This window comes from Mesorhizobium sp. B2-8-5 (assembly GCF_006440675.2).
Lineage (GTDB): Bacteria > Pseudomonadota > Alphaproteobacteria > Rhizobiales > Rhizobiaceae > Mesorhizobium.
The window spans coordinates 1,611,450-1,630,031 of the sequence record NZ_CP083951.1 but is presented as its reverse complement, the minus strand read 5'-3'; the positions used below and the strand labels follow the sequence as shown (position 1 = coordinate 1,630,031).

The 18,582-nt window shown below is 64.6% G+C and carries 18 protein-coding genes; 10 read left to right on the top strand and 8 right to left on the bottom strand.

The features are described from left to right. Positions 1 to 7: 7 nt before the first annotated feature. From FJ430_RS07925 to FJ430_RS07910, 4 genes are all read left to right on the top strand, one after another. The gene (locus FJ430_RS07925) at positions 8 to 811 is read left to right on the top strand and encodes a rhomboid family intramembrane serine protease (RefSeq protein ID WP_140645212.1); all 804 of its coding nucleotides are present in this window, start codon (positions 8 to 10) and stop codon (positions 809 to 811) included. Between the two features lie 162 nt (positions 812 to 973). Next, positions 974 to 1,723: an electron transfer flavoprotein subunit beta/FixA family protein gene (locus FJ430_RS07920; RefSeq protein WP_140658799.1), complete on the top strand. Its 750-nt coding sequence runs from the start codon at positions 974 to 976 to the stop codon at positions 1,721 to 1,723. A gap of 23 nt (positions 1,724 to 1,746) precedes the next feature. Further along, positions 1,747 to 2,676 carry an electron transfer flavoprotein subunit alpha/FixB family protein gene (locus tag FJ430_RS07915; RefSeq protein WP_140704929.1) on the top strand — a complete coding sequence of 310 codons (930 nt, stop codon included), beginning with the start codon at positions 1,747 to 1,749 and terminating at the stop codon, positions 2,674 to 2,676. A 201-nt stretch (positions 2,677 to 2,877) separates the two neighbouring features. After that, positions 2,878 to 3,756 carry a 3-hydroxybutyryl-CoA dehydrogenase gene (locus FJ430_RS07910; RefSeq protein WP_140658797.1) on the top strand — a complete coding sequence of 293 codons (879 nt, stop codon included), beginning with the start codon at positions 2,878 to 2,880 and terminating at the stop codon, positions 3,754 to 3,756. 30 nt (positions 3,757 to 3,786) lie between these two features. On the opposite strand, the gene FJ430_RS07905 is transcribed toward FJ430_RS07910, so the two are convergent. The 3 genes from FJ430_RS07905 to FJ430_RS07895 form a co-directional block, all read right to left on the bottom strand. Then, entirely contained in the window at positions 3,787 to 5,763 is a 1,977-nt protein-coding gene (locus FJ430_RS07905; protein ID WP_226892108.1) for a PAS domain S-box protein, read from the bottom strand. 166 nt (positions 5,764 to 5,929) lie between these two features. After that, on the bottom strand, positions 5,930 to 6,568 hold the full coding sequence (locus FJ430_RS07900) for an NrsF family protein (protein ID WP_140704925.1): 639 nt from the start codon (positions 6,566 to 6,568) through the stop codon (positions 5,930 to 5,932). 1 nt (position 6,569) lies between these two features. Further along, complete coding sequence (locus FJ430_RS07895) at positions 6,570 to 7,106, bottom strand: sigma-70 family RNA polymerase sigma factor (protein WP_140645206.1); 537 nt, start codon at positions 7,104 to 7,106, stop codon at positions 6,570 to 6,572. Between the two features lie 205 nt (positions 7,107 to 7,311). Here FJ430_RS07895 and FJ430_RS07890 point away from each other — a divergent pair, with 205 nt between their 5' ends. The 5 genes from FJ430_RS07890 (at position 7,312) to FJ430_RS07870 (ending at position 11,971) form a co-directional block, all read left to right on the top strand. Then, on the top strand, positions 7,312 to 8,313 hold the full coding sequence (locus tag FJ430_RS07890; RefSeq protein WP_140704923.1) for an iron ABC transporter substrate-binding protein: 1,002 nt from the start codon (positions 7,312 to 7,314) through the stop codon (positions 8,311 to 8,313). A 176-nt stretch (positions 8,314 to 8,489) separates the two neighbouring features. Next, complete coding sequence (locus FJ430_RS07885; protein WP_140645267.1) at positions 8,490 to 10,064, top strand: ABC transporter permease; 1,575 nt, start codon at positions 8,490 to 8,492, stop codon at positions 10,062 to 10,064. Continuing rightward, positions 10,061 to 11,143: an ABC transporter ATP-binding protein gene (locus FJ430_RS07880; protein ID WP_140704921.1), complete on the top strand. Its 1,083-nt coding sequence runs from the start codon at positions 10,061 to 10,063 to the stop codon at positions 11,141 to 11,143. Before FJ430_RS07885 ends, FJ430_RS07880 begins: the two co-directional genes overlap by 4 nt. 157 nt (positions 11,144 to 11,300) lie before the next feature. Then, positions 11,301 to 11,576 carry an AbrB/MazE/SpoVT family DNA-binding domain-containing protein gene (locus tag FJ430_RS07875; protein WP_140645203.1) on the top strand — a complete coding sequence of 92 codons (276 nt, stop codon included), beginning with the start codon at positions 11,301 to 11,303 and terminating at the stop codon, positions 11,574 to 11,576. Further along, positions 11,573 to 11,971 carry a type II toxin-antitoxin system VapC family toxin gene (locus FJ430_RS07870; RefSeq protein ID WP_140704919.1) on the top strand — a complete coding sequence of 133 codons (399 nt, stop codon included), beginning with the start codon at positions 11,573 to 11,575 and terminating at the stop codon, positions 11,969 to 11,971. The genes FJ430_RS07875 and FJ430_RS07870 overlap by 4 nt, the downstream gene beginning before the upstream one ends. A gap of 3 nt (positions 11,972 to 11,974) precedes the next feature. Here the strand turns inward: FJ430_RS07870 and FJ430_RS07865 are convergent, their stop codons facing one another. The 5 genes from FJ430_RS07865 to FJ430_RS07845 all read right to left on the bottom strand — a co-directional run bounded on the left by FJ430_RS07865 (position 11,975) and on the right by FJ430_RS07845 (position 17,240). Then, entirely contained in the window at positions 11,975 to 12,772 is a 798-nt protein-coding gene (locus tag FJ430_RS07865) for a phosphodiesterase (RefSeq protein WP_140704917.1), read from the bottom strand. Positions 12,773 to 12,794: 22 nt separating this feature from the next. Next, positions 12,795 to 13,904, bottom strand: a complete 1,110-nt coding sequence (gene ugpC / locus FJ430_RS07860) for a sn-glycerol-3-phosphate ABC transporter ATP-binding protein UgpC (RefSeq protein WP_140704915.1) — start codon at positions 13,902 to 13,904, stop codon at positions 12,795 to 12,797. A gap of 10 nt (positions 13,905 to 13,914) precedes the next feature. Further along, positions 13,915 to 14,829, bottom strand: coding sequence for an ABC transporter permease subunit (locus tag FJ430_RS07855; RefSeq protein ID WP_140645199.1), 915 nt, complete (start codon positions 14,827 to 14,829; stop codon positions 13,915 to 13,917). Positions 14,830 to 14,836: 7 nt separating this feature from the next. Further along, positions 14,837 to 15,721 (bottom strand): ABC transporter permease subunit, encoded by an 885-nt coding sequence (locus FJ430_RS07850; RefSeq protein WP_140704913.1) that lies wholly within the window; start codon positions 15,719 to 15,721, stop codon positions 14,837 to 14,839. A 166-nt stretch (positions 15,722 to 15,887) separates the two neighbouring features. Continuing rightward, complete coding sequence (locus FJ430_RS07845; protein ID WP_140704911.1) at positions 15,888 to 17,240, bottom strand: extracellular solute-binding protein; 1,353 nt, start codon at positions 17,238 to 17,240, stop codon at positions 15,888 to 15,890. Positions 17,241 to 17,493: 253 nt separating this feature from the next. Here FJ430_RS07845 and FJ430_RS07840 point away from each other — a divergent pair, with 253 nt between their 5' ends. After that, on the top strand, positions 17,494 to 18,534 hold the full coding sequence (locus tag FJ430_RS07840; protein ID WP_140704909.1) for an endonuclease/exonuclease/phosphatase family protein: 1,041 nt from the start codon (positions 17,494 to 17,496) through the stop codon (positions 18,532 to 18,534). Positions 18,535 to 18,582 lie beyond the last annotated feature (48 nt).

Here is an 18,582-nt window from a genome sequence, read left to right as displayed (position 1 = left end):
GGGTCCGATGTTCATCCCGCTTTACGACACCAACAGGCTGCGCCACATCCGCCTGCAATATGTGACGATCGGCCTGATCGTGGCGAACGTGCTCGTCTATCTGGCGACCACGCTTGGCGGCGAAAACTTCACCAATGCCGCGGTTCTCGGTCTCGGCTTCATCCCGTCCGTGGTTCACGACAAGGTCGAGCTCTCGCCCGAATTCGTCGTCATCCCCGAGAGCCTGAGCTATCTCACCTATTCCTTCCTGCATGCCGATATCTTCCATCTCGGCGGCAACATGCTGTTCCTCTGGGTGTTCGGCGACAATGTCGAGGACGCGCTCGGCCACATACGCTACCTGATCTTCTATCTCGCCTGCGCCGTCGCCGGCGCCTTCTTCCAGGGGCTGGTGGCCTGGGATTCGCAGGTGCCGTTGATCGGCGCCTCGGGCGCCATCGCCGGCGTCGTCGCCGCCTATCTGATCCTCTACCCCCGGGTGAAAGTCTGGGTGCTGGCCTTTGCCCGCATTCCGCTGCGCATCCCGGCCTTCATTCCGCTGATCCTGTGGATCCTGTTCCAGATCGTGATGTTTGCCGCGGGCGGCGAGGACCAGATCTCCTGGGCCTGCCATATCGGCGGCATCATCGCCGGATCGATCCTGGTGCTGGTGCTGCGCAGCCGCGGCGTGCCGCTGCTGGCCGGCGCCGACGGCGAGCCGGATCCGACGCCCAACGTCCAGCAGCCGCCTGTTCCTGTCGAACCGGCCGCTGGCGACCCGGCCCAGCCGGCGTCGCAATGGGGCCGTGGAGCAGCGACGTCCCGCGACTGAACCGATTTGGGTGCGTCGTGGGATATTGACGCGCCGATTTGCCGCCACTACGGAAACGGCACCGTTGGGCGGATATTCCGCCCGTGATGTCGGCTTTCGACAACTCTGACAGGGCGCACGCTGGTATAGCGCCCCGACTATCTCAGGAGAGGTGACAGGAAAATGAAGATCCTTGTGCCCGTGAAGCGGGTTGTGGACGCCAACGTCAAGGTCCGGGTGAAAGCCGATGGACTGGGCGTTGAGCTTGCCAACGTCAAGATGGCGATGAACCCGTTCGACGAGATCGCGGTCGAGGAAGCCATCCGCATCAAGGAAGCCGGCAAGGCGGAAGAGATCATCGTCGTCTCGGTCGGCCCGCAGCAGGCGCAGGAGACGCTGCGCACCGCGCTCGCCATGGGCGCCGACCGCGCCATCCTGGTCAAGACCGACGAGCAGACCGAGCCGCTGGGCGTCGCCAAGGTGCTGAAGGGCGTGGTCGAGGCCGAGGCGCCCGGCCTTGTCATCCTCGGCAAGCAGGCGATCGACGACGATTCGAACCAGACCGGCCAGATGCTGGCGGCACTGCTTGGTTGGTCGCAGGGCACCTTCGCGTCCAAGATCGTGCTCGAAGGCGATCATGCCAAGGTGACGCGCGAAGTCGATGGCGGCCTGCAGACGGTGGAATTGAAGATGCCGGCGATCGTCACCGCCGACCTGCGCCTCAACCAGCCGCGCTATGCCTCGCTGCCCAACATCATGAAGGCCAAGAAGAAGCCGCTCGACGAGAAGAGCCCGGCCGACTACGGCGCCGACGTCAAGCCACGCCTCAAGGTGGTCAAGACCGAGGAACCGAGCGGCCGCAAGGCGGGCGTCAAGGTCAAGAGCGTGGCCGAATTGGTCGAGAAGCTGAAGAACGAAGCCGGCGTGCTCTGAGCGGTCAGGAAAGGATAAAGAAAATGGCAATTCTCCTCATCGCCGAACACGACAACGCAAGTCTTTCCGACCAGACGGCCAAGGCGCTGTCGGCCGCGCTGCAGATCGGCTCCGATGTCGACGTGCTGGTGGCCGGCAAGGGCGCCAAGGCTGCCGCCGACGCCGCCGCCAAGCTGAAGGGCGTCCGCAAGGTGCTGCTCGCCGAGGCCGACGAGCTTTCGGAACGCCTCGCCGAGCCGACCGCGGCTCTCATCGTCTCGCTGGCTGGCGGCTACGACACGATCGTCGCGCCCGCCACCTCGTCGGGCAAGAACGTCGCGCCGCGCGTCGCGGCGCTGCTCGACGTCGCTCAGGTGTCCGAGATTATCGAGGTCGTCTCGCCCGACACCTTCAAGCGGCCGATCTATGCCGGCAACGCCATCCAGACCGTGCAGTCGACCGAAGCCAAGAAGGTCATCACGGTGCGCACCGCATCCTTCTCGGCGGCGCCGGAAGGCGGCTCGGCCTCGGTCGAAACGGCCAACGCCGCCGCCAATCCGGGCCTCTCCTCCTTCGTCGAAAACAAGCTCTCCGAGAACGATCGACCGGAACTGACTTCGGCCAAGATCATCATCTCGGGTGGCCGCGCGCTCGGCTCCTCGGAGAAGTTCCAGGAAGTCATCCTGCCGGTCGCCGACAAGCTCGGCGCCGCGGTCGGCGCCTCGCGCGCCGCGGTCGACGCCGGCTACGCGCCGAACGACTGGCAGGTCGGACAGACCGGCAAGGTGGTCGCGCCCGACCTCTACATCGCCGTCGGCATCTCCGGCGCCATCCAGCACCTGGCCGGCATGAAGGATTCGAAGGTCATCGTCGCCATCAACAAGGACGAGGAAGCCCCGATCTTCCAGGTTGCCGACTACGGCCTGGTCGGCGATCTCTTCGTCATCCTGCCGGAGCTGCAAAAGGCGCTTTGACGCAGCCGGTTCCGGCATATTAAAATCCGAAGGGTGGGGTAGACGAAGTCGCCCCGCCCTTTTAGTTTGCACTGCACAAAAAGCGGGCCATCAAGGCCTGAAGCCAATCCGGCGGTTTTGCGTCCGGATTGCAGGAAATAAACAAATAGGAGCGTTTCCGCGCTTCAAAGAAGCGGAAATGCTCAGGACGGGATCGGGGTAATGAGCAAGATCGAGACGATCGGCATTGTCGGCGCGGGTCAGATGGGTGGCGGTATCGCCCATGTCTCGGCGCTCGGGGGCTACAAGGTCCTGATCCACGACGTGTCGCCCGACCGGATCGAGAAGGGCATCGCCACCGTCAGCGGCAACATGGCGCGCCAGGTCGGTTCCGGCAAGCTGGAGGAGACGGCGCGCAACGAAGCGATGGCGCGCATCTCCGCCGCCCCGGCCATGGCCGACCTCGCCGCCGCCGACCTTGTGATCGAAGCGGCGACCGAGGACGAGACGGTCAAGCGCAAGATCTACGCGCAGCTCTGCCCGCAGCTCAATCCGGAAGCGATTCTGGCGACCAACACCTCGTCCATCTCGATCACCCGGCTTGCCGCCCAGACCGATCGTCCCGAGCGCTTCATCGGCATACATTTCATGAACCCGGTGCCGGTGATGAAGCTGGTCGAGCTGGTGCGCGGCATCGCCACCGAGGACCAGACCTTCGAGGCGGCCAAGACCTATGTGAAGCACCTCGACAAGACGATCACCGTTTCCGAGGATTTCCCGGCCTTCATCGTCAACCGCATTCTGCTGCCGATGATCAACGAGGCGATCTACACGCTCTACGAAGGCGTCGGTACGGTCGATGCCATCGACACCGCAATGCGGCTGGGCGCCAACCACCCGATGGGACCGCTGCAGCTCGCCGACTTCATCGGCCTCGACACCTGCCTGTCGATCATGCAGGTGCTGCATGAGGGCCTGTCGGATTCGAAATACCGCCCCTGCCCGCTGCTGGTGAAATATGTCGAGGCCGGCTGGCTCGGCCGCAAGACCGGCCGCGGCTTCTACGACTATCGCGGCGACCATCCGGTGCCGACGCGCTGATCTTCGCCGGCTGAACCCTTTCGGCGCGGCTCAGGAGGCCGCGGCAAGCGGCGGAGGCCGCACGACGCCTTTCGAAACATCCTCGGTCGAAACTTCGTCGGGTGCCGCCGAAACGCAGCCGCGTCCTGCCGCCTTGGCGGCATAGCAGGCGGCGTCGGCGCGGGCGATGATCTCGTCCACTTCGCCGCAACCGGCGCGGATCGGCGCGAGCCCGATGCTGGCGCCGATCGAATGCGGGCGCCCGTCCCAGCTGAAATTGAGGTTGCGGATGGCGTCGATGACCGAGTGCGCCGCGATCGGCCCACGCGCCGCGGCGCCCGATTTGAGGATGACGGCGAACTCGTCGCCGCCGAGCCGCGCGACGATGTCTTCCGGGCCAAGCACATTGCGCAGGGTGTCGGCCACGCGCTTGAGCAGCGCATCGCCCGCGGCATGGCCGCCGGTGTCGTTGACCGCCTTGAAGTGGTCGAGGTCGACGAACATGAACTGATGCTCGCCGCCATTGAGACGGCACTGGTCGACCAGTTCCTCCATAGTGCGGATGAAGCTCGAGCGGTTGGCGAGCCCGGTCAGCGCGTCATGGGCGGCGGCGTAGGCCAGCTGGCGCTGCAGGGCGCGCGCGTCGGTGAAATCCTGGAAGACGATGACGAGGCCGCAGAACTCGTCGCGGTCGTTCATCATCGGCGACACCACTTGGCGGATGCTGCAGCGCGTGTCGTCGCGCCGGACAAGGACAGCCCGCGTGTTCTGGTCGCAGTGCGGCCGCTCGCTCGTCGAAGGGCGCGTCAGCCCGATCCTCTGCCCGCTTTCCTCGTCGACCGCCCAATAAACATGGCCGAGCACCTTGCCCATAGCCTCGCCAACGTCAACTCCGGTGAGCTTTTCGGCAACCGGGTTCATGAAGGTGACGCGATTGGCGGCATCGGTGCAGATCACCGCGTCGCCGATCGACTGCAGCGTCACCCTGAGACGTTCCTTCTCGTCGGCCAGCATCGCCGCCGAGACCATCAGCCGCGCCTCGGCCTCTTTGCGCTCGGTGATATCGGTCAGGCTGCCGATGGCCTGGACCAGCCGGCCCTCGCCGTCACGCTCGATCACCTTGCCGCGGTCGAGGATCCAGACCCAGTGGCCGTCCTTGTGCCGCATCCGGAACTCCGCCTCGAAAAAGGCCGTCTCGCCGGCAAGATGCGCGCGATCCGCCTGGGCGACGCGCTCGCGATCGTCGGGGTGGATCATGGTCAGCCAGCGGTCGGGGTCGCCGTCGAGCTCGCCGTCGGCATAGCCCAGCATCTTCACCCAGGTTTCGGAATAGGTCGTCCCGCCCTTGCGCATATCGAGGCTCCAGATGCCCTGCCCGGCACTGGTGAGCGCGAAATTCCATCGGGTCTCGGCCTCGGCGATGCGCGCCTCGGCCTGCCTGCGGGCGTCGATGTCCTCGATCTGCGACACCAGATAAAGCGGCTTGCCTGTGTCCTCGTCGCGGATGACCGAGCCGGCAAGCTGCGCCCAGACCGGGGTCCCGTCTTTCCTGAGGTAGCGCTTTTCGAAATGGTAGGAGCTGATCCGGCCTTTCCGCACGTTCATCATCGTCTCGCGGCCGATCGAAAGATCGTCCGGATGCGTGATCTGCGGGAAGGTCAGCGCCTCGATCTCCGCGCGGCTGTAGCCGAGCATGGCTGCGAAGGCAGGGTTGGCCTGCTGGATGCGACCGTCGAGGCCGACAATGGCGACGCCGATCGCCGAATCCTCCATGGCGCGGCGGAAGCGCTGCTCGCTCTCGGCTATCTGCCGGCGATCATCGACGATGCGGTGAATGAACAGCGCCGACAAAAACAGCGTCGCGGCGGTGATGGCGACGGATATCTGCAGGCAGAGCCTCAGCGCGTCGGCGCCCAGTTCAAGACGCGGCAGCAGGATCGACACGGCTGCGGCAAACAGGCCGACCGCCAGCAGACCCTGCGCAGCGTGCCTGTCGGCACGGAGCCCTTTCCAGTTCAACCACGCCACGATGCGATCCCACCCAACACGCAACTGCACGTTGCCACAACCCTGGCGGATCGGTTTTAAGGAATGGTTGCGTGGACGCTGGCGATCACTCCGCTAACCGGCAAACAATTGCCGGCATGCTTAAGGTACTGTTTCCAAACTGTACCGAAGAATCGGTGTGCGGCGGCTACCAGCGCACGAAGAGCCGGCCGCCGATGGCTCCGAGCAGCGTCAGGAAGGCGATCGCGACCGTATACCAGGTGGCAACGAAGAGCGGTGAATCGTCGAAGCAATGCGCGGCATAGAAGGTTGCCGCGACCCCGCCCGCGAGCAGGCCGGCGACGGCGCCGGCAAGCACCGGCCGCGTCGGCGCGCCGTAACGCAGCATGCCGAGGAAGATCGCCAGCGGACCGATGCCGATCAGCGGGATGAAACTCATGCAGATCATCATGTTCGTGCCGACGAGCCGCTTGCCCCAATCGGCCTCGGGCACGACAAATAGCTCGAGGATCACGGCCAGCACGACCAGAAGCGGCGCGGCGATCATCCAGGCCATTGCCCGCCTGGTCGAAGCACCCGGCATCGACAGCGCGCGGATCAGCGCGAAGGCGCTGACCGCAAGCACCAGCGTGAACAGGAATTTCGACATGAAGCGCATCGTGTGCATGGCCAGCATGATGTCGGGGCGCGGCCCGATGGTCGCAAAGAAAACCACCGCCGCGATCACCACGGCCACGCCGACCGCCAGCCACCAGGCCTTGCCCATCGGCATCGCCTTGTCGCGGGCATCGGCATCGAGCGCCTTGATGAGATCCTCGGTCCTCATGTCACTGTCGTCCGAATCTTTTGGCGATCGCCGCGAGGCCGCGATGCAGGGACACCCGCACCGCCGTCTCGCTGATGCCGAGCTTGGCCGCCGTCTCGCCGATCGACTGCCCGTCGACCGAGATCGAGGAGACGACCGAGCGTTGCGCGGGCGGCAACCCGTCGAGCGCCCGGTTGATATCGCGCTCGCTCACCGTCTCCGTCTCCGGCTCGGCGAAGGTTTCGGCGATCTCGTCAATCTCGACCTCGATGCGCCGCCCGCGCCTGCGGAACGCGTCGATCAGCTTGAAGCGGGCGATCGCATAGATCCAGGGCAACACCGGCGCATCCGGCCGCCAAGTGTGGCGTTTCACATGAATGGCCAGCAATGTTTCCTGCACGACATCCTCGGGGTCGACCCCGCCCTGAACGATTTTGCGCCGGACAAAGCCGCGAACAAGGGTGGCGACCCGGTGCAGAAAGTCGGCATAAGCCCTTTCGTCTCCACCGATCGCGGCCCTGAGCAGCCGGGAAACCTCGGCCTCGTCCTTGCCGGTCACAAGAGTTTACCCCCAGATGTTCGCGTCTCGGCCTTGGTTTGTTACGTGGCCGGCGAAATAATGTCCAAGCCAAACTACCGCAAAATCACGAAAGTTTGCGGCACGGCGACCGATTGAAGCAGGGTCACAATGTTGACTACAATAATCAGGTATTGATAGGTGCAGCCGTGCCCGAACCCTGTCTCCAGATTTGAGGATGATGCCCATGAAGATTGCCCTTTCCACGCTCGCCACCGCGCTGGCGCTCGGCCTGATCGCCGCCCCGGCCATGGCCGAGGATCAAGGCATCATCGTCTACAATGCCCAACATGAGGGCCTCGCCAAGGAATGGGCGGCGGGCTTCACCAAGGAAACCGGCATCAAGGTCACGCTGCGCAACGGCGGCGACAGCGATTTTTCCAACCAGATCGTCGCCGAGGGCGCGGCCTCGCCGGCCGACGTGTTCCTGACCGAGAATTCGCCGGCCATGGCGCTGGTCGAGGCGGCCGACCTGTTCGCGCCGGTCGACGCCGATACGCTGGCGCAGGTTCCGCAGGAATACCAGCCGTCGAGCGGCAAGTGGGTCGGCGTCGCCGCCCGCAGCACCGTCTTTGCCTACAACAAGGACAAGCTCAAGGAAGACCAGTTGCCCAAGTCGCTGCTCGATCTTGCCGATCCGAGCTGGAAGGGCCGCTGGGCCGCTTCGCCGTCCGGCGCCGACTTCCAGGCCATCGTCAGCGCGCTGCTGCAGATCAAGGGCGAAGCCGCCACCTCCGACTGGCTGAAGGCGATGAAGGCGAACTTCACCGCCTACAAGGGCAACTCGACGGTGATGAAGGCGGTCAATGCCGGCGAGATCGATGGCGGCGTGATCTACCACTATTACTATTTCGGCGATCAGGCCAAGACCGGTGAAAACAGCGGGAATGTCGCCCTGCACTATTTCAAGAACCAGGACCCGGGCGCCTTCGTTTCGGTGTCGGGCGGCGGCGTGCTGGCTTCCAGCAAGCATCCGAAGGAAGCCCAGGCCTTCCTGAAGTGGGTGACCGGCAAGGGCGGCCAGGACGTGCTGAAGACCGGCACGTCCTATGAATATGCGGTCGGCAACGGTGCCGAATCCAACCCTAAGCTGGTGCCGCTCCCCGACCTGCAGGCGCCGAAAGTCGATCCGGCGACGCTGAATTCCAAGAAGGTCATCGACCTGATGACGCAAGCCGGCTTGCTTTAGTTCGCGTTGGTCCTAAAAGGGCAAACGACCGTGCTCCCGCGGCAATTCGCCTTCCTCGGGAGCGTTTTTTGTTTGGAGATGGCTTCGTCGATGACAGTCGACTGCGCTTCGAGCCGCTCGCGCGGCGTATCAGATCGCGTCCGCCGCCCGGCGGCAGCGGCGCAGCGGCCTGCCTGATGCAGTCGGCGATCGACATGACGCCGGCAAGACTGCCGGCGGCCGGGATGAAGAAGCACCGGTCCATCTCGTGGATCACGCTCGCCGCCGCTCTGATCGCGCTTATCGCGCTGCTGCCGCTCGCCTTCATCGTCTGGGTGGCGATCCAGACCGGCTGGGACACCGTGGTGGCGCTGATCTTCCGCCCGCGCGTCGGCGAATTGCTGGTCAACACCGTGCTCCTCGTCGTTGTCGCCGTGCCGATCGCCATCGTGCTCTCGGTGGCGCTGGCCTGGCTGACCGAGCGCAGCGACCTGCCAGGCAACCGCTGGTGGTCGTGGCTTTCGGTCGCGCCGCTCGCCATTCCCGCTTTCGTGCACAGCTATGCCTGGATCAGCTTCGTTCCGGGCCTGCACGGGCTGTGGGCCGGCGTGCTGGTCTCCGTCATCGCCTATTTCCCGTTCCTGTATCTGCCGATCGCCGCCGCGCTGCGCCGGCTCGATCCGGCGCTGGAGGACGCGGCCGCGGCACTTGGTCTTGATCCTTGGCGGGTTTTCGCGCGCGTCGTGCTGCCGCAGCTCAGGCTCGCCATCTGCGGCGGCTCGCTGCTGGTCGGCCTGCATCTTCTGGCCGAATACGGCCTCTATGTCTTCATCCGTTTCGATACCTTCACCACCGCGATCGTCGACCAGTTCCAGTCGACCTTCAACGGTCCGGCGGCCAACATGCTGGCCGCCGTGCTGGTGGTCTGCTGCCTTTTCCTGCTCGCTCTCGAGGTGACGATACGCGGCGAGGAGCGCTATGCCCGCGTCGGTTCCGGCGCCGCGCGCCAGCAGCAGCGCGCTCGCCTCGGCCGCGCCACCTTGCCCTGCCTGCTTTTGCCGGCGGGCGTCGCGCTGCTGTCGCTCGGCGTGCCCTTCGTCACGGTCAGCCGCTGGCTGATCGCCGGCGGCACGGAAGTCTGGCGTTGGGACGAGATCGGCCTGGCGCTCGGCCAGACGCTGTTCCTCGCCATCGCCGGCGCGGTGCTTGCAACGATCGCCGCCATGCCGATGGCCTGGATCTCGATCCGCGCGCCGGGACGGCTGCAGCGACTGCTCGAGAGCTGCAACTATATCGTCGGCGCGTTGCCGGGCGTGGTCATCGCGCTGGCGCTGGTGACGATCACCGTGCGCGTCGCGCTGCCGCTCTACCAGACGCTGTTCACCATCCTGTTCGGTTACGCGCTGATGTTCCTGCCGCGCGCGCTGATAAGCCTGCGCGCCTCGATCGCACAGGCGCCGGTGGAGCTGGAGCGCGCCGCTTCCAGCCTCGGCCGTCCGCCGGTCAAGGCGCTGTGGTCGACGACCATCCGTCTGTCGGCGCCGGGTGCGGCGGCCGGCATGGCGATGGTGGCGCTCGGCATCACCAACGAGCTCACCGCCACCCAGATGCTGGCGCCCAACGGCACCCGCACGCTGGCGATGGCCTTCTGGTCCTACAGCGGCGAGATCGACTACGCCTCCGCCGCCCCTTACGCGCTGATCATGGTGGCGATGTCGTTGCCGATGACCTGGTGGCTCTACGTCCAATCGAAGCGGATGGCGGGACGATGAGCTTTCTCGAACTCAGTGGCGTCGCGAAGAATTATGGCCCGGTGACGGCGCTCGCCGGCGTCGACCTGGCTGTCGAGAGCGGCAGCCGCACCGCGATCGTCGGGCCGTCCGGCTGCGGCAAGACAACCTTGCTCAGGCTGATCGCCGGCTTCGAGGCGCCGGACCGCGGTCGCATCGCGCTCGACGGCAAGGTGCTCGCCAATGGCGGCGCGGCCGTGCCGGCGCATCGCCGCGGCATCGGCGTCGTCGCGCAGGACGGCGCTCTGTTCCCGCATCTCACCATCGCCGACAATATCGGTTTCGGCATCGCGCGGAATGCCGATAGACGAGCCGAGCATATCGTCGAGCTCGCCTACATCGTCGGACTGGACAAGGCGATCCTGAAGCGGCGGCCGCACGAGCTTTCCGGCGGACAGCAGCAGCGCGTGGCGCTTGCCCGCGCCATGGCCATGAAACCCAGGCTGATGCTGCTCGACGAGCCGTTCTCGGCGCTCGACACCGGGCTTCGCGCGTCGATGCGCAAGGCGGTGGCCGAGCTTCTGGAAGAGGCCGGCATCACCACCATACTGGTCACGCACGACCAGGCCGAGGCGCTCTCCTTCGCGGGCCAGGTGGCGGTGATGCGCGACGGCCTGTTCTCGCAGGTCGGCACCCCGCGCGAGCTCTATTTCCAGCCCAGGGACCGGATGGTCGCCGAGTTCCTCGGCGACGCCATCATCGTGCCGGCGAGGATCGCGGACGGTTTTGCCGTGTCGCGGCTCGGTCGCATCGCGGTCGACACAAAGGAACGGCGCGATGTCGCGCGCATCATGCTGCGGCCCGAGCAGGTCCTGCTCAAGCGGACCTCGCGCGAGGGCATGTCCGGCACGCCGGACATGCTGTTCGGTGAAGTGACGGACTGCGAGTTCGCCGGCTCGGTCTGCACCGTCGCGGTGCGGCTGCTCAACAGCCCGGATCCGCCCGATGCCGCCGCCATCGGCAACACGCCGCTCATTCTGCGCAGGACAGGCATGGACGCGCCGGCTGTAGGCGAGATCGTGCGCCTCACCTTCACCGGCAAGGCGCATGTCTTTGCTTGATCTCCGTCTTGAGAATAATGCAATCTTGCATTATTTTTGGCGTTGAGCAATCCCAGGAAAAGTGTGAGCGGTTTTTCCGTCAGGAATTGCGACAAAGAAGGAGATAGAGCGGTTCGCCGTTTCCGTGAAACGGTGAACCACTCTAGCAGGCCACATCATGACGACGTTGACGGTTACCGCACGGGGCCAAGTCACATTCCGGAAGGACGTGCTCAAGCACCTTGGCATCCAGCCCGGCGACAAGATCAGGCTTGATCTTCTGCCTGGTGGACGGGCGGAGCTGAAAGCTGACCAGGGCAAGGGCTCGTGGCAAGAGCTGAGCGGGATGCTCAAGGGCAAAACGAACGGCGCACGGCTTTCGATCGAGGAGATCAACGATGCGATCGCCGGCGCCGGTGCTTCGAGCGGGATGCGCGGAATCGAGCGCAAGTGAAGATCAGCCTCGACACCAACGTGCTGTTGCGCCTTGTTGTCGGAGACGACGAAGCGCAGCAACGGACAGCAGCCGAGACCCTGGAAGGGGCCGAGTTGGTCGCGATCAGCGTTCAAGCGCTCTGCGAGTTTGTTTGGGTGCTGGATAGAAGTTACCAGGTTACGCGGCCGGATATATCCGCTTCGATCCGCCGCATCCTCGACATGCGCAACGTCGTAGCCAACCGACCAACGATCGAAGCGGGCCTGGCTGTGCTCGACGCTGGTGGAGATTTCGCGGATGGCGTGATCGCGTTCGACGGTCAGTGGCTCGGTGGCGAAACCTTCGTGTCCTTCGATAGGAAAGCGGTAAAGCTGGTCGATGGGCAGGGAACGCCCACACTGTTGCTCGGGTGATTTCTACCGTACGCGCTGCCCCGTCGCCGGCGACCATAGCGGCCATTGCTCAAGGAAATCACAGCTGTGGATGGCGACGCGCTGGCTATCGATCAGGATGATCGAATAGGCGGGCGGCGCCTGCTCGACAACCTCGTCGCCGACGAGATCGAGCATGAAGCGGGCATGCAGGCCGCGCTGCACCGAGAAGGGAATGCCGGCGACGGTGCCGGCGATGTCGCGGTGGACATGGCCGAAGAAGATGTAGCGGACATTGCCGTGGCGGGTCAGCACATCGAGTAGCCGCTGCGGCTGTTCGAGGCCGAGCGGGTCGAGCAGTGTGAGCCCGAGTTCTACCGGCGGATGATGCAGGAAGATATAGGCCGCCTTGCCTGCGGCCTCGCCAAGCCGTGCATCGAGCCAGGCAAGCCGGTTGTCGCACAACTCGCCGGTGACACGGCCTTCCGCCAGGCTGTCGAGAAAAACCAGCCGCCCTTCCGGCGTGTCGAAAACCGACTGCGCGAAGCCGTTGCCGTCGGTTCCATTCTCGGGAAAGGCGGCGATGAGATTGGCGCGCCGGTCGTGGTTGCCAGGCAATAGACGGTAAGGCACGGTCAGCCGGCTCAGCGCCGCCTTCAGGTCGGCATAGCTCTCGGCCTCTCCGTCATCGGTCAGGTCGCCGGTGAAGATGCAGAGCGTCGCATCGCTGTGACGCTGATTGATATGATCGATGCATCGATCGAGTCGTTCATTCAGGTTCGCGCCGTAGCGTATCTCGCGCCGACGGCCGAGATGGACGTCGGTGACCTGGATGATTTTCATTGCATGAACCCTCAAATCAAATTCACAACGTCGCCGGAGCCGGTTCCGGCACCGAGGCCTTGAACACATCGAGCCTGCCACCCGTCTCCGAGGAGAAGAAGTGCAGGTCCGATTCGGCGAACTGCAGGCCGATCGTGCTGCCCGGTTCGGGGTGGACGGTCTCCGACGTCACGATGGAGAAAGGCGCGCCGTCGAGATCGACATAGACGACGCGGCCGGCGCCCAACTCTTCGATGAGATCGACAGTCGCCGCGAGCGCTCCCGGCGTGCCCGGCGCCACCATGCGCACCGCCTCCGGCCGGACGCCGACCGCGACTTTCGCGCCCACGGGAACGCCCGTGCGCGACACATTGAGCTTGCGGCTGCCGCCGAGCAATGACAGCCCGTCGAGCGTGACGGTGCCTTCGAGCATGTTCATCGCCGGCGCGCCGACGAAGGTGGCGACGAAGCGGCTTGCCGGCCGGCTGTAGACTTCCGCCGGCGTGCCGACCTGCTCGACGCGGCCGCCATTCATCACCACCAGCCGGTCGGCCAGCGTCATCGCCTCGACCTGGTCATGCGTGACGAAGACCGAGGTGGCGCTGAGGCGCCGGTGCAGCTTGCGGATCTCGGAGCGCATCTGCACGCGCAGCTTGGCGTCGAGGTTGGAGAGCGGCTCGTCGAAGAGGAACACCTTCGGCTCGCGGATCATGGCGCGGCCCATGGCGACGCGCTGGCGCTGGCCGCCGGAGAGCGCCATCGGCTTGCGGTCGAGCAGGTGCTCCAGCTCCAGGACGCGCGCCACCGCCTGGACGCGCTGGGCGCGCTCGGCCGACGCAACGCCGGCTACCTTCAGCGAATAGCCGATATTCTGTGCCACGCTCATATGCGGGTAGAGCGCGTAATTCTGGAACACCATGGCGCAGCCGCGCTCGCGCGGCTCGAGCCTGTTGACCACCGTGCCGTCGATCGCGATCGTGCCGTCGGAAATCTCTTCCAGCCCGGCGATCATCCTGAGCAGCGTGGACTTGCCGCAGCCCGACGGCCCCAGGATGACGACGAATTCGCCCGAAGCGAAGTCGAGGTCGACGCCGTGCACGACCTGCGTCTTGGCGTAGTTCTTCTTGACGCCGCGAATGGTGATGGAGGCCATTTTTGTCTCCCTATTTTTCGGTGGCGATCAGGCCGCGCACGAACCAGCGCTGCATCAAGACCACGACGATCAGCGGCGGCAGCATGACGATCAGCGTGCCGGCCATGGCGATATGCCATTCCGGCGCGCCGCCGACATTGGGTATGAGCTGCTTCAGCTCGGTCACCGCCATCGCATGCGACTGGTCGGTGGTGATGAGCAACGGCCACAGATACTGGTTCCAGGCCCACAGGAACATGATGGTGCCGAGCGCCGCCATGTTGTTGCGCGACAGCGGCAAAAGGATATCGACGAAGAAGCGCAGCGCGCCGGCGCCGTCCATGCGCGCCGCCTCGGTCAACTCGTCCGGCACGGTCAGGAAGAACTGGCGGTAAAGGAACGTGCCGGTGGCGGTGGCGACCAGCGGCAGGATCAGGCCGCTATAAGAGTTGAGCAGTCCCAGGCTGAGCGAAACCTGCACGCCCGAGACCTTTTCGATCAGCCAGGAGAGGCCGGTCAGGTCCATGATCGCCTGATAGGGCTCGAGCACGTTGGCGACCACCGCGTAGGTCGGCACGATGCGCACCTCGAGCGGCAGCATCAGCGTGATGAAGATCAGCCAGAACATCAGCATGCGGCCGGGATAGCGGAAATAGACGATCGAGAAGGCGGTCAGCGCCGAGATGATCACTTTGCCGGCAGCCACGCCAAACGCCATGATGAAGGAGTTGAGCAGCTTCGGACCGAGATCGGCGGTCGTCCACGCCGTCTTGATGTTGACCCAGAAATCGCTGCCCGGCAGCAGCGACATCGGCACGTCGTTGACGTCCTTCAGATTGTGCGAGGCGGCGATCGCGACGATAGCAAATGGCGCCACGCAGAATACGAAGCCGGCGAACAGGATCAGATGCGTGAAGAAATTGAGGATCGGGGTGCGCTCGACCATGGCCGCCTCACCGGTAATGCACGCGCCGCTCGATGAAGCGGAACTGAACGATGGTAAGGGCGATGATCAGCAGCATCAGGATGATGCTCTGCGCGGCGGCGCCTGAATAATCCAAACCTTTGAAGCCGTCGGAATAGATCTTGTAGACCATCAGATTGGTGGCGTTGGCCGGGCCGCCGGCGGTCATGATGTCGACGATGCCAAAGGAGTCCTGGAAGCTCTCGGTGATGTTGATGACCAGCAGGAAGAAGATCGTCGGCGTGATCAGCGGGAACTGGATATCCCAGAAGCGCCGGATGACGCCGGAGCCGTCCATCGCCGCCGCCTCGATCAGCGAGCGCGGAATCGCCTGAAAAGCGGCGAGGAAGAAGATGAAATTATAGCCGACATATTTCCAGGAAAAGGCGATGATGATCGAGGCCATGGCGTCGGCGCCGTCGAGGCCCGGGTCCCAGAAACCGGGCCAGGCTCGGTTGACCACGGCCATGAAGCCGGCTTCCGGCGCCAGGATGAAGCGAAATGCCAGCGCAAGCGCCGGCGCGGCGATGCCGTAGGGCCAGATCAGCACCACGCGATACAGCCATGAGCCGGCAAGTTGCCGGTCGGTCAAGGCGGCGAGCACCAGCGCGATGACCATCGCCAAACCCGTGCTGATGCCGGCGAAGATCATGCTGGCGGCAATCGAGTCCCAGTAGCTGGCGTTGGACAGGATCGAGCGGAAATTGTCGAGCCCGACCCAGATATTGCCGCCGCCCCAAGGCTGCTGCAACGTCAGCGACCAGTAAACGGCCTGCCCGGCCGGCCAGTAGAAGAAGGTGAAGATCAGGAAAAGCTGCGGCACGGCGAACAGGATGCCGATCGTCCATTTGCTGAAAGTGACGCGTTTTTCCATCGATCCGCCGATGTCGTTGAACCGCCAACCCGCTCTCGCGGCACAAGACTAAAGCATGTCTCCCGAAAGTGGGAACCGGTTTCGGGACAAAGACATGCGTAAATCAAAACCCATATGAAATGGCCGCCCGTCGATGCTCGGCGGGCGGCCGTTCCAGTATCCGGGATCAGGGCAGGGTCTTACCCGGATAGGTCTGCTGGAAGCGATCGAGGATCGCGTCGCCATTCTTGACCAGCGCGTCGAGGCCTTCCTGCACGCTGACCTTGTTGGCGAAGATCGCCTGCATCTGCGTGCCGAACTCGGCGCGGATCTGGGTGAAGTTGCCGAGGCGAACGCCGCGGGTGATGTCGGTCGGCTCCGACGCGGTCAGGCTGGCGATAGCCACTTCGCGGCCCTTATAGGGCGCCTTGTCGTAGAAGCCGTTGGACTTCATGAAATCGAAGCCCGACTTCGTCACCGGAATGTAGCCGGTGTTGGTCGACCAGAACAAAGCGGTCTTGGGGTCGTGGATAAAGTTGAGGAACGCGGCCGCGCCCTTATATTCGCCGTCCGACTTGCCCGACAGCACCCACAGCGAAGCACCGCCGACCAGCGAATTCTTGCGCTCGGTGCCGGCATAGACCGGCAGCTCGGCGACGTCCCAGTTCATGCCTTCCTTCTGCGTGCGGCCGACCGTGCCGTGGTCGCCGACCGAGGTCAGGATGAGCTGGCAGGTGCCGGTGGCGAAAGCCTGAACCATATCCTGGCCGAGATCCTTCGACTTGATCTTGACCAAGCCGGCGTCATACCACTTCTTGAGGTCGGTAACGTACTGGACGAACTTGGTCTTGTTGACTTCGAGGCGGGCGTCGAGGCCGTCATAGCCGTTGTTCTTGGTGGCGACCGGCTGGTTGTGCAGCGCCGAGAACTGCTCCATCAGCTGCCAGCTTTCATTGGCCGAGATGTTGATCGCCATCGGGCAATCATAGCCGGCGTCCTTCAGAGCCTGGAGGTCGGCGGCGACATCTTCCCAAGTCTTCGGCGCCTCGGTCTTGCCGATCTTGGCGAAGGCGTCCTTGTTCCAGTACATCAGCGCGGTCGACGAGTTGAACGGGAAGGACAGCATCTCGCCCTTCGACGTCGCGTAATAGCGCGCGATGCCTGGGAAATAGTCGCTGTAGTCGATCTTGTAGCCGTTCTCTTCCATCAGCTTGTCGGCGGGCTTGTAGGCGCCCGACAGCATCATGGTGGCGGTGCCGACGTCATAGACCTGGACGACGGTGGGCTGCTTGCCGGCGCGGAAGGCGGCGATCGTGTTCTGCAGCGTGGCGTCGTAATTGCCCTGGCTGGTGCAGACGACCTCGTAGTCCTTCTGGGATTCGTTGAAGTTCTTGCACAGCGTATCGACGACGCGGGCGAGATCGCCCGAAAGACCGAACCAGAAATCGAATTTGACCGGCTCGGCAAAAGCAGGAACCGCGAGCGCGGTGCTGAGCGCGCCGGCGGCAAGGGCGGCGAAGCCCCGCTTGATGATCGTCATGGTTTTTCCCTCTTGATTGGCAGTGTGACCAGGGTTTTGCGCAAGTCCTTGCCCGCTCTCATAGAGAAGGTATGTGACAGTTCTGTTGTGGCCCCTGGACCGGTAAGCGGTTCCTGTGGACAGCCAGTCTCTCCTCCCCTGGCAGCGGTCGCGCCGGCATGAAAACGTCACATCGGCGCTCTAGGAAGCTAGGGCGCCTCGAAGCGGCGAAAAGACCTTCCGTGATTAACCGGCTAACTGGATGAGAAGAGACATGCTGGTCCCGCAGCTCACGCACGTGCCTGTCGCCGCCCGCAACGCGATGCGGAACGGACCGCGCGACAGCGCCACCCATCTGCGCCACGCCGCCGCCATTCCCGCCCTGGGCGAGATCGAGATCGGCGGCCAGGCGACGCGCGGGAGCGTCGGCGGGAGCCTGACCGTCATGGCCTGGAACGTCGAGCGGCTGCGTCATGTCGATGCCATCGCCGCAACGATCGCCGGCCGGGCGCCGGACGTCGTGCTGCTGTCCGAGGTCGACAAAGGCATGGCCCGCTCCGGCAACGGCCATCTGTTGAGCCGGCTTGCCGATCGTCTGGGCCACTCCTACGCCTATGGCGTCGAGTTCCTGGAACTCGGCACCGGCAATGAGACGGAGCAGGCGGCAAATGGCGGCGCCGAGAACACGGAGGGCTTCCATGGCAACGCCGTAACCAGTGCCGTTCCGCTGCTGCGGCCTTTTCTCATTCGCCTGGACGCGGCCGGCGCCTGGTTCCTGCCGGAGCACGGCCAGCCGCGCATTGGCGGCCGCATGGCGCTTGGCGGGCAGGTGATGGTCGGCGACCATCGGGTCACCGTCGTTTCGGTGCATCTCGAAAACCGCACCACGCCTGCCGGCCGCGCCGACCAGACGCGCCATCTCCTCGACGCCATCGACAGGTATGACGCGGAGGCGCCGGTCCTGATCGGCGGCGACTTCAACACGCTGACCGCCACATATCCGGAACGCAATGACGATCCTGCGGCGTGGCTAAAGCGCGTTGCCGCCGAACCGGACCGGCTGATGTATCCGGAGCGCCATGAGCCTTTGTTCGCGGTATTTGCCGAGCATGGCTACGACTGGAAGACGGCCAATGCTTTCGACAAGCCCACCCAGCGGCGCGCGGTCGGCGACTTGACGCCGGCCGGCCATATCGACTGGTTCTTCACCCGCGGCCTCACGGCAAGCGCGCCGGCGACGCTGCCGGCGGTGTTGACGGACGGCAGCCCGAGCGCCGATCACGAGGCGCTGGTGGTCACGGTGCGGGTGAAGTAACGGCCCCCGGATCGACACAATCGATCCCGAGATCGTTCCGGCGCATCA

What these genes read in the sequence shown, in the direction of transcription:
- FJ430_RS07840 (WP_140704909.1), top strand. Translation starts at nt 17,494, where the DNA reads ATGCTGGTCCCGCAGCTCACGCACGTGCCTGTCGCCGCCCGCAACGCG.
- FJ430_RS07925 (WP_140645212.1), top strand. Translation starts at nt 8, where the DNA reads ATGTTCATCCCGCTTTACGACACCAACAGGCTGCGCCACATCCGCCTG.
- FJ430_RS07875 (WP_140645203.1), top strand. Translation starts at nt 11,301, where the DNA reads ATGACGACGTTGACGGTTACCGCACGGGGCCAAGTCACATTCCGGAAG.
- FJ430_RS07855 (WP_140645199.1), bottom strand. Translation starts at nt 14,829, where the DNA reads ATGGTCGAGCGCACCCCGATCCTCAATTTCTTCACGCATCTGATCCTG.
- FJ430_RS07850 (WP_140704913.1), bottom strand. Translation starts at nt 15,721, where the DNA reads ATGGAAAAACGCGTCACTTTCAGCAAATGGACGATCGGCATCCTGTTC.
- FJ430_RS07890 (WP_140704923.1), top strand. Translation starts at nt 7,312, where the DNA reads ATGAAGATTGCCCTTTCCACGCTCGCCACCGCGCTGGCGCTCGGCCTG.
- FJ430_RS07910 (WP_140658797.1), top strand. Translation starts at nt 2,878, where the DNA reads ATGAGCAAGATCGAGACGATCGGCATTGTCGGCGCGGGTCAGATGGGT.
- FJ430_RS07900 (WP_140704925.1), bottom strand. Translation starts at nt 6,568, where the DNA reads ATGAGGACCGAGGATCTCATCAAGGCGCTCGATGCCGATGCCCGCGAC.
- FJ430_RS07915 (WP_140704929.1), top strand. Translation starts at nt 1,747, where the DNA reads ATGGCAATTCTCCTCATCGCCGAACACGACAACGCAAGTCTTTCCGAC.
- FJ430_RS07865 (WP_140704917.1), bottom strand. Translation starts at nt 12,772, where the DNA reads ATGAAAATCATCCAGGTCACCGACGTCCATCTCGGCCGTCGGCGCGAG.
- FJ430_RS07845 (WP_140704911.1), bottom strand. Translation starts at nt 17,240, where the DNA reads ATGACGATCATCAAGCGGGGCTTCGCCGCCCTTGCCGCCGGCGCGCTC.
- ugpC (WP_140704915.1), bottom strand. Translation starts at nt 13,904, where the DNA reads ATGGCCTCCATCACCATTCGCGGCGTCAAGAAGAACTACGCCAAGACG.
- FJ430_RS07880 (WP_140704921.1), top strand. Translation starts at nt 10,061, where the DNA reads ATGAGCTTTCTCGAACTCAGTGGCGTCGCGAAGAATTATGGCCCGGTG.
- FJ430_RS07920 (WP_140658799.1), top strand. Translation starts at nt 974, where the DNA reads ATGAAGATCCTTGTGCCCGTGAAGCGGGTTGTGGACGCCAACGTCAAG.
- FJ430_RS07885 (WP_140645267.1), top strand. Translation starts at nt 8,490, where the DNA reads ATGCAGTCGGCGATCGACATGACGCCGGCAAGACTGCCGGCGGCCGGG.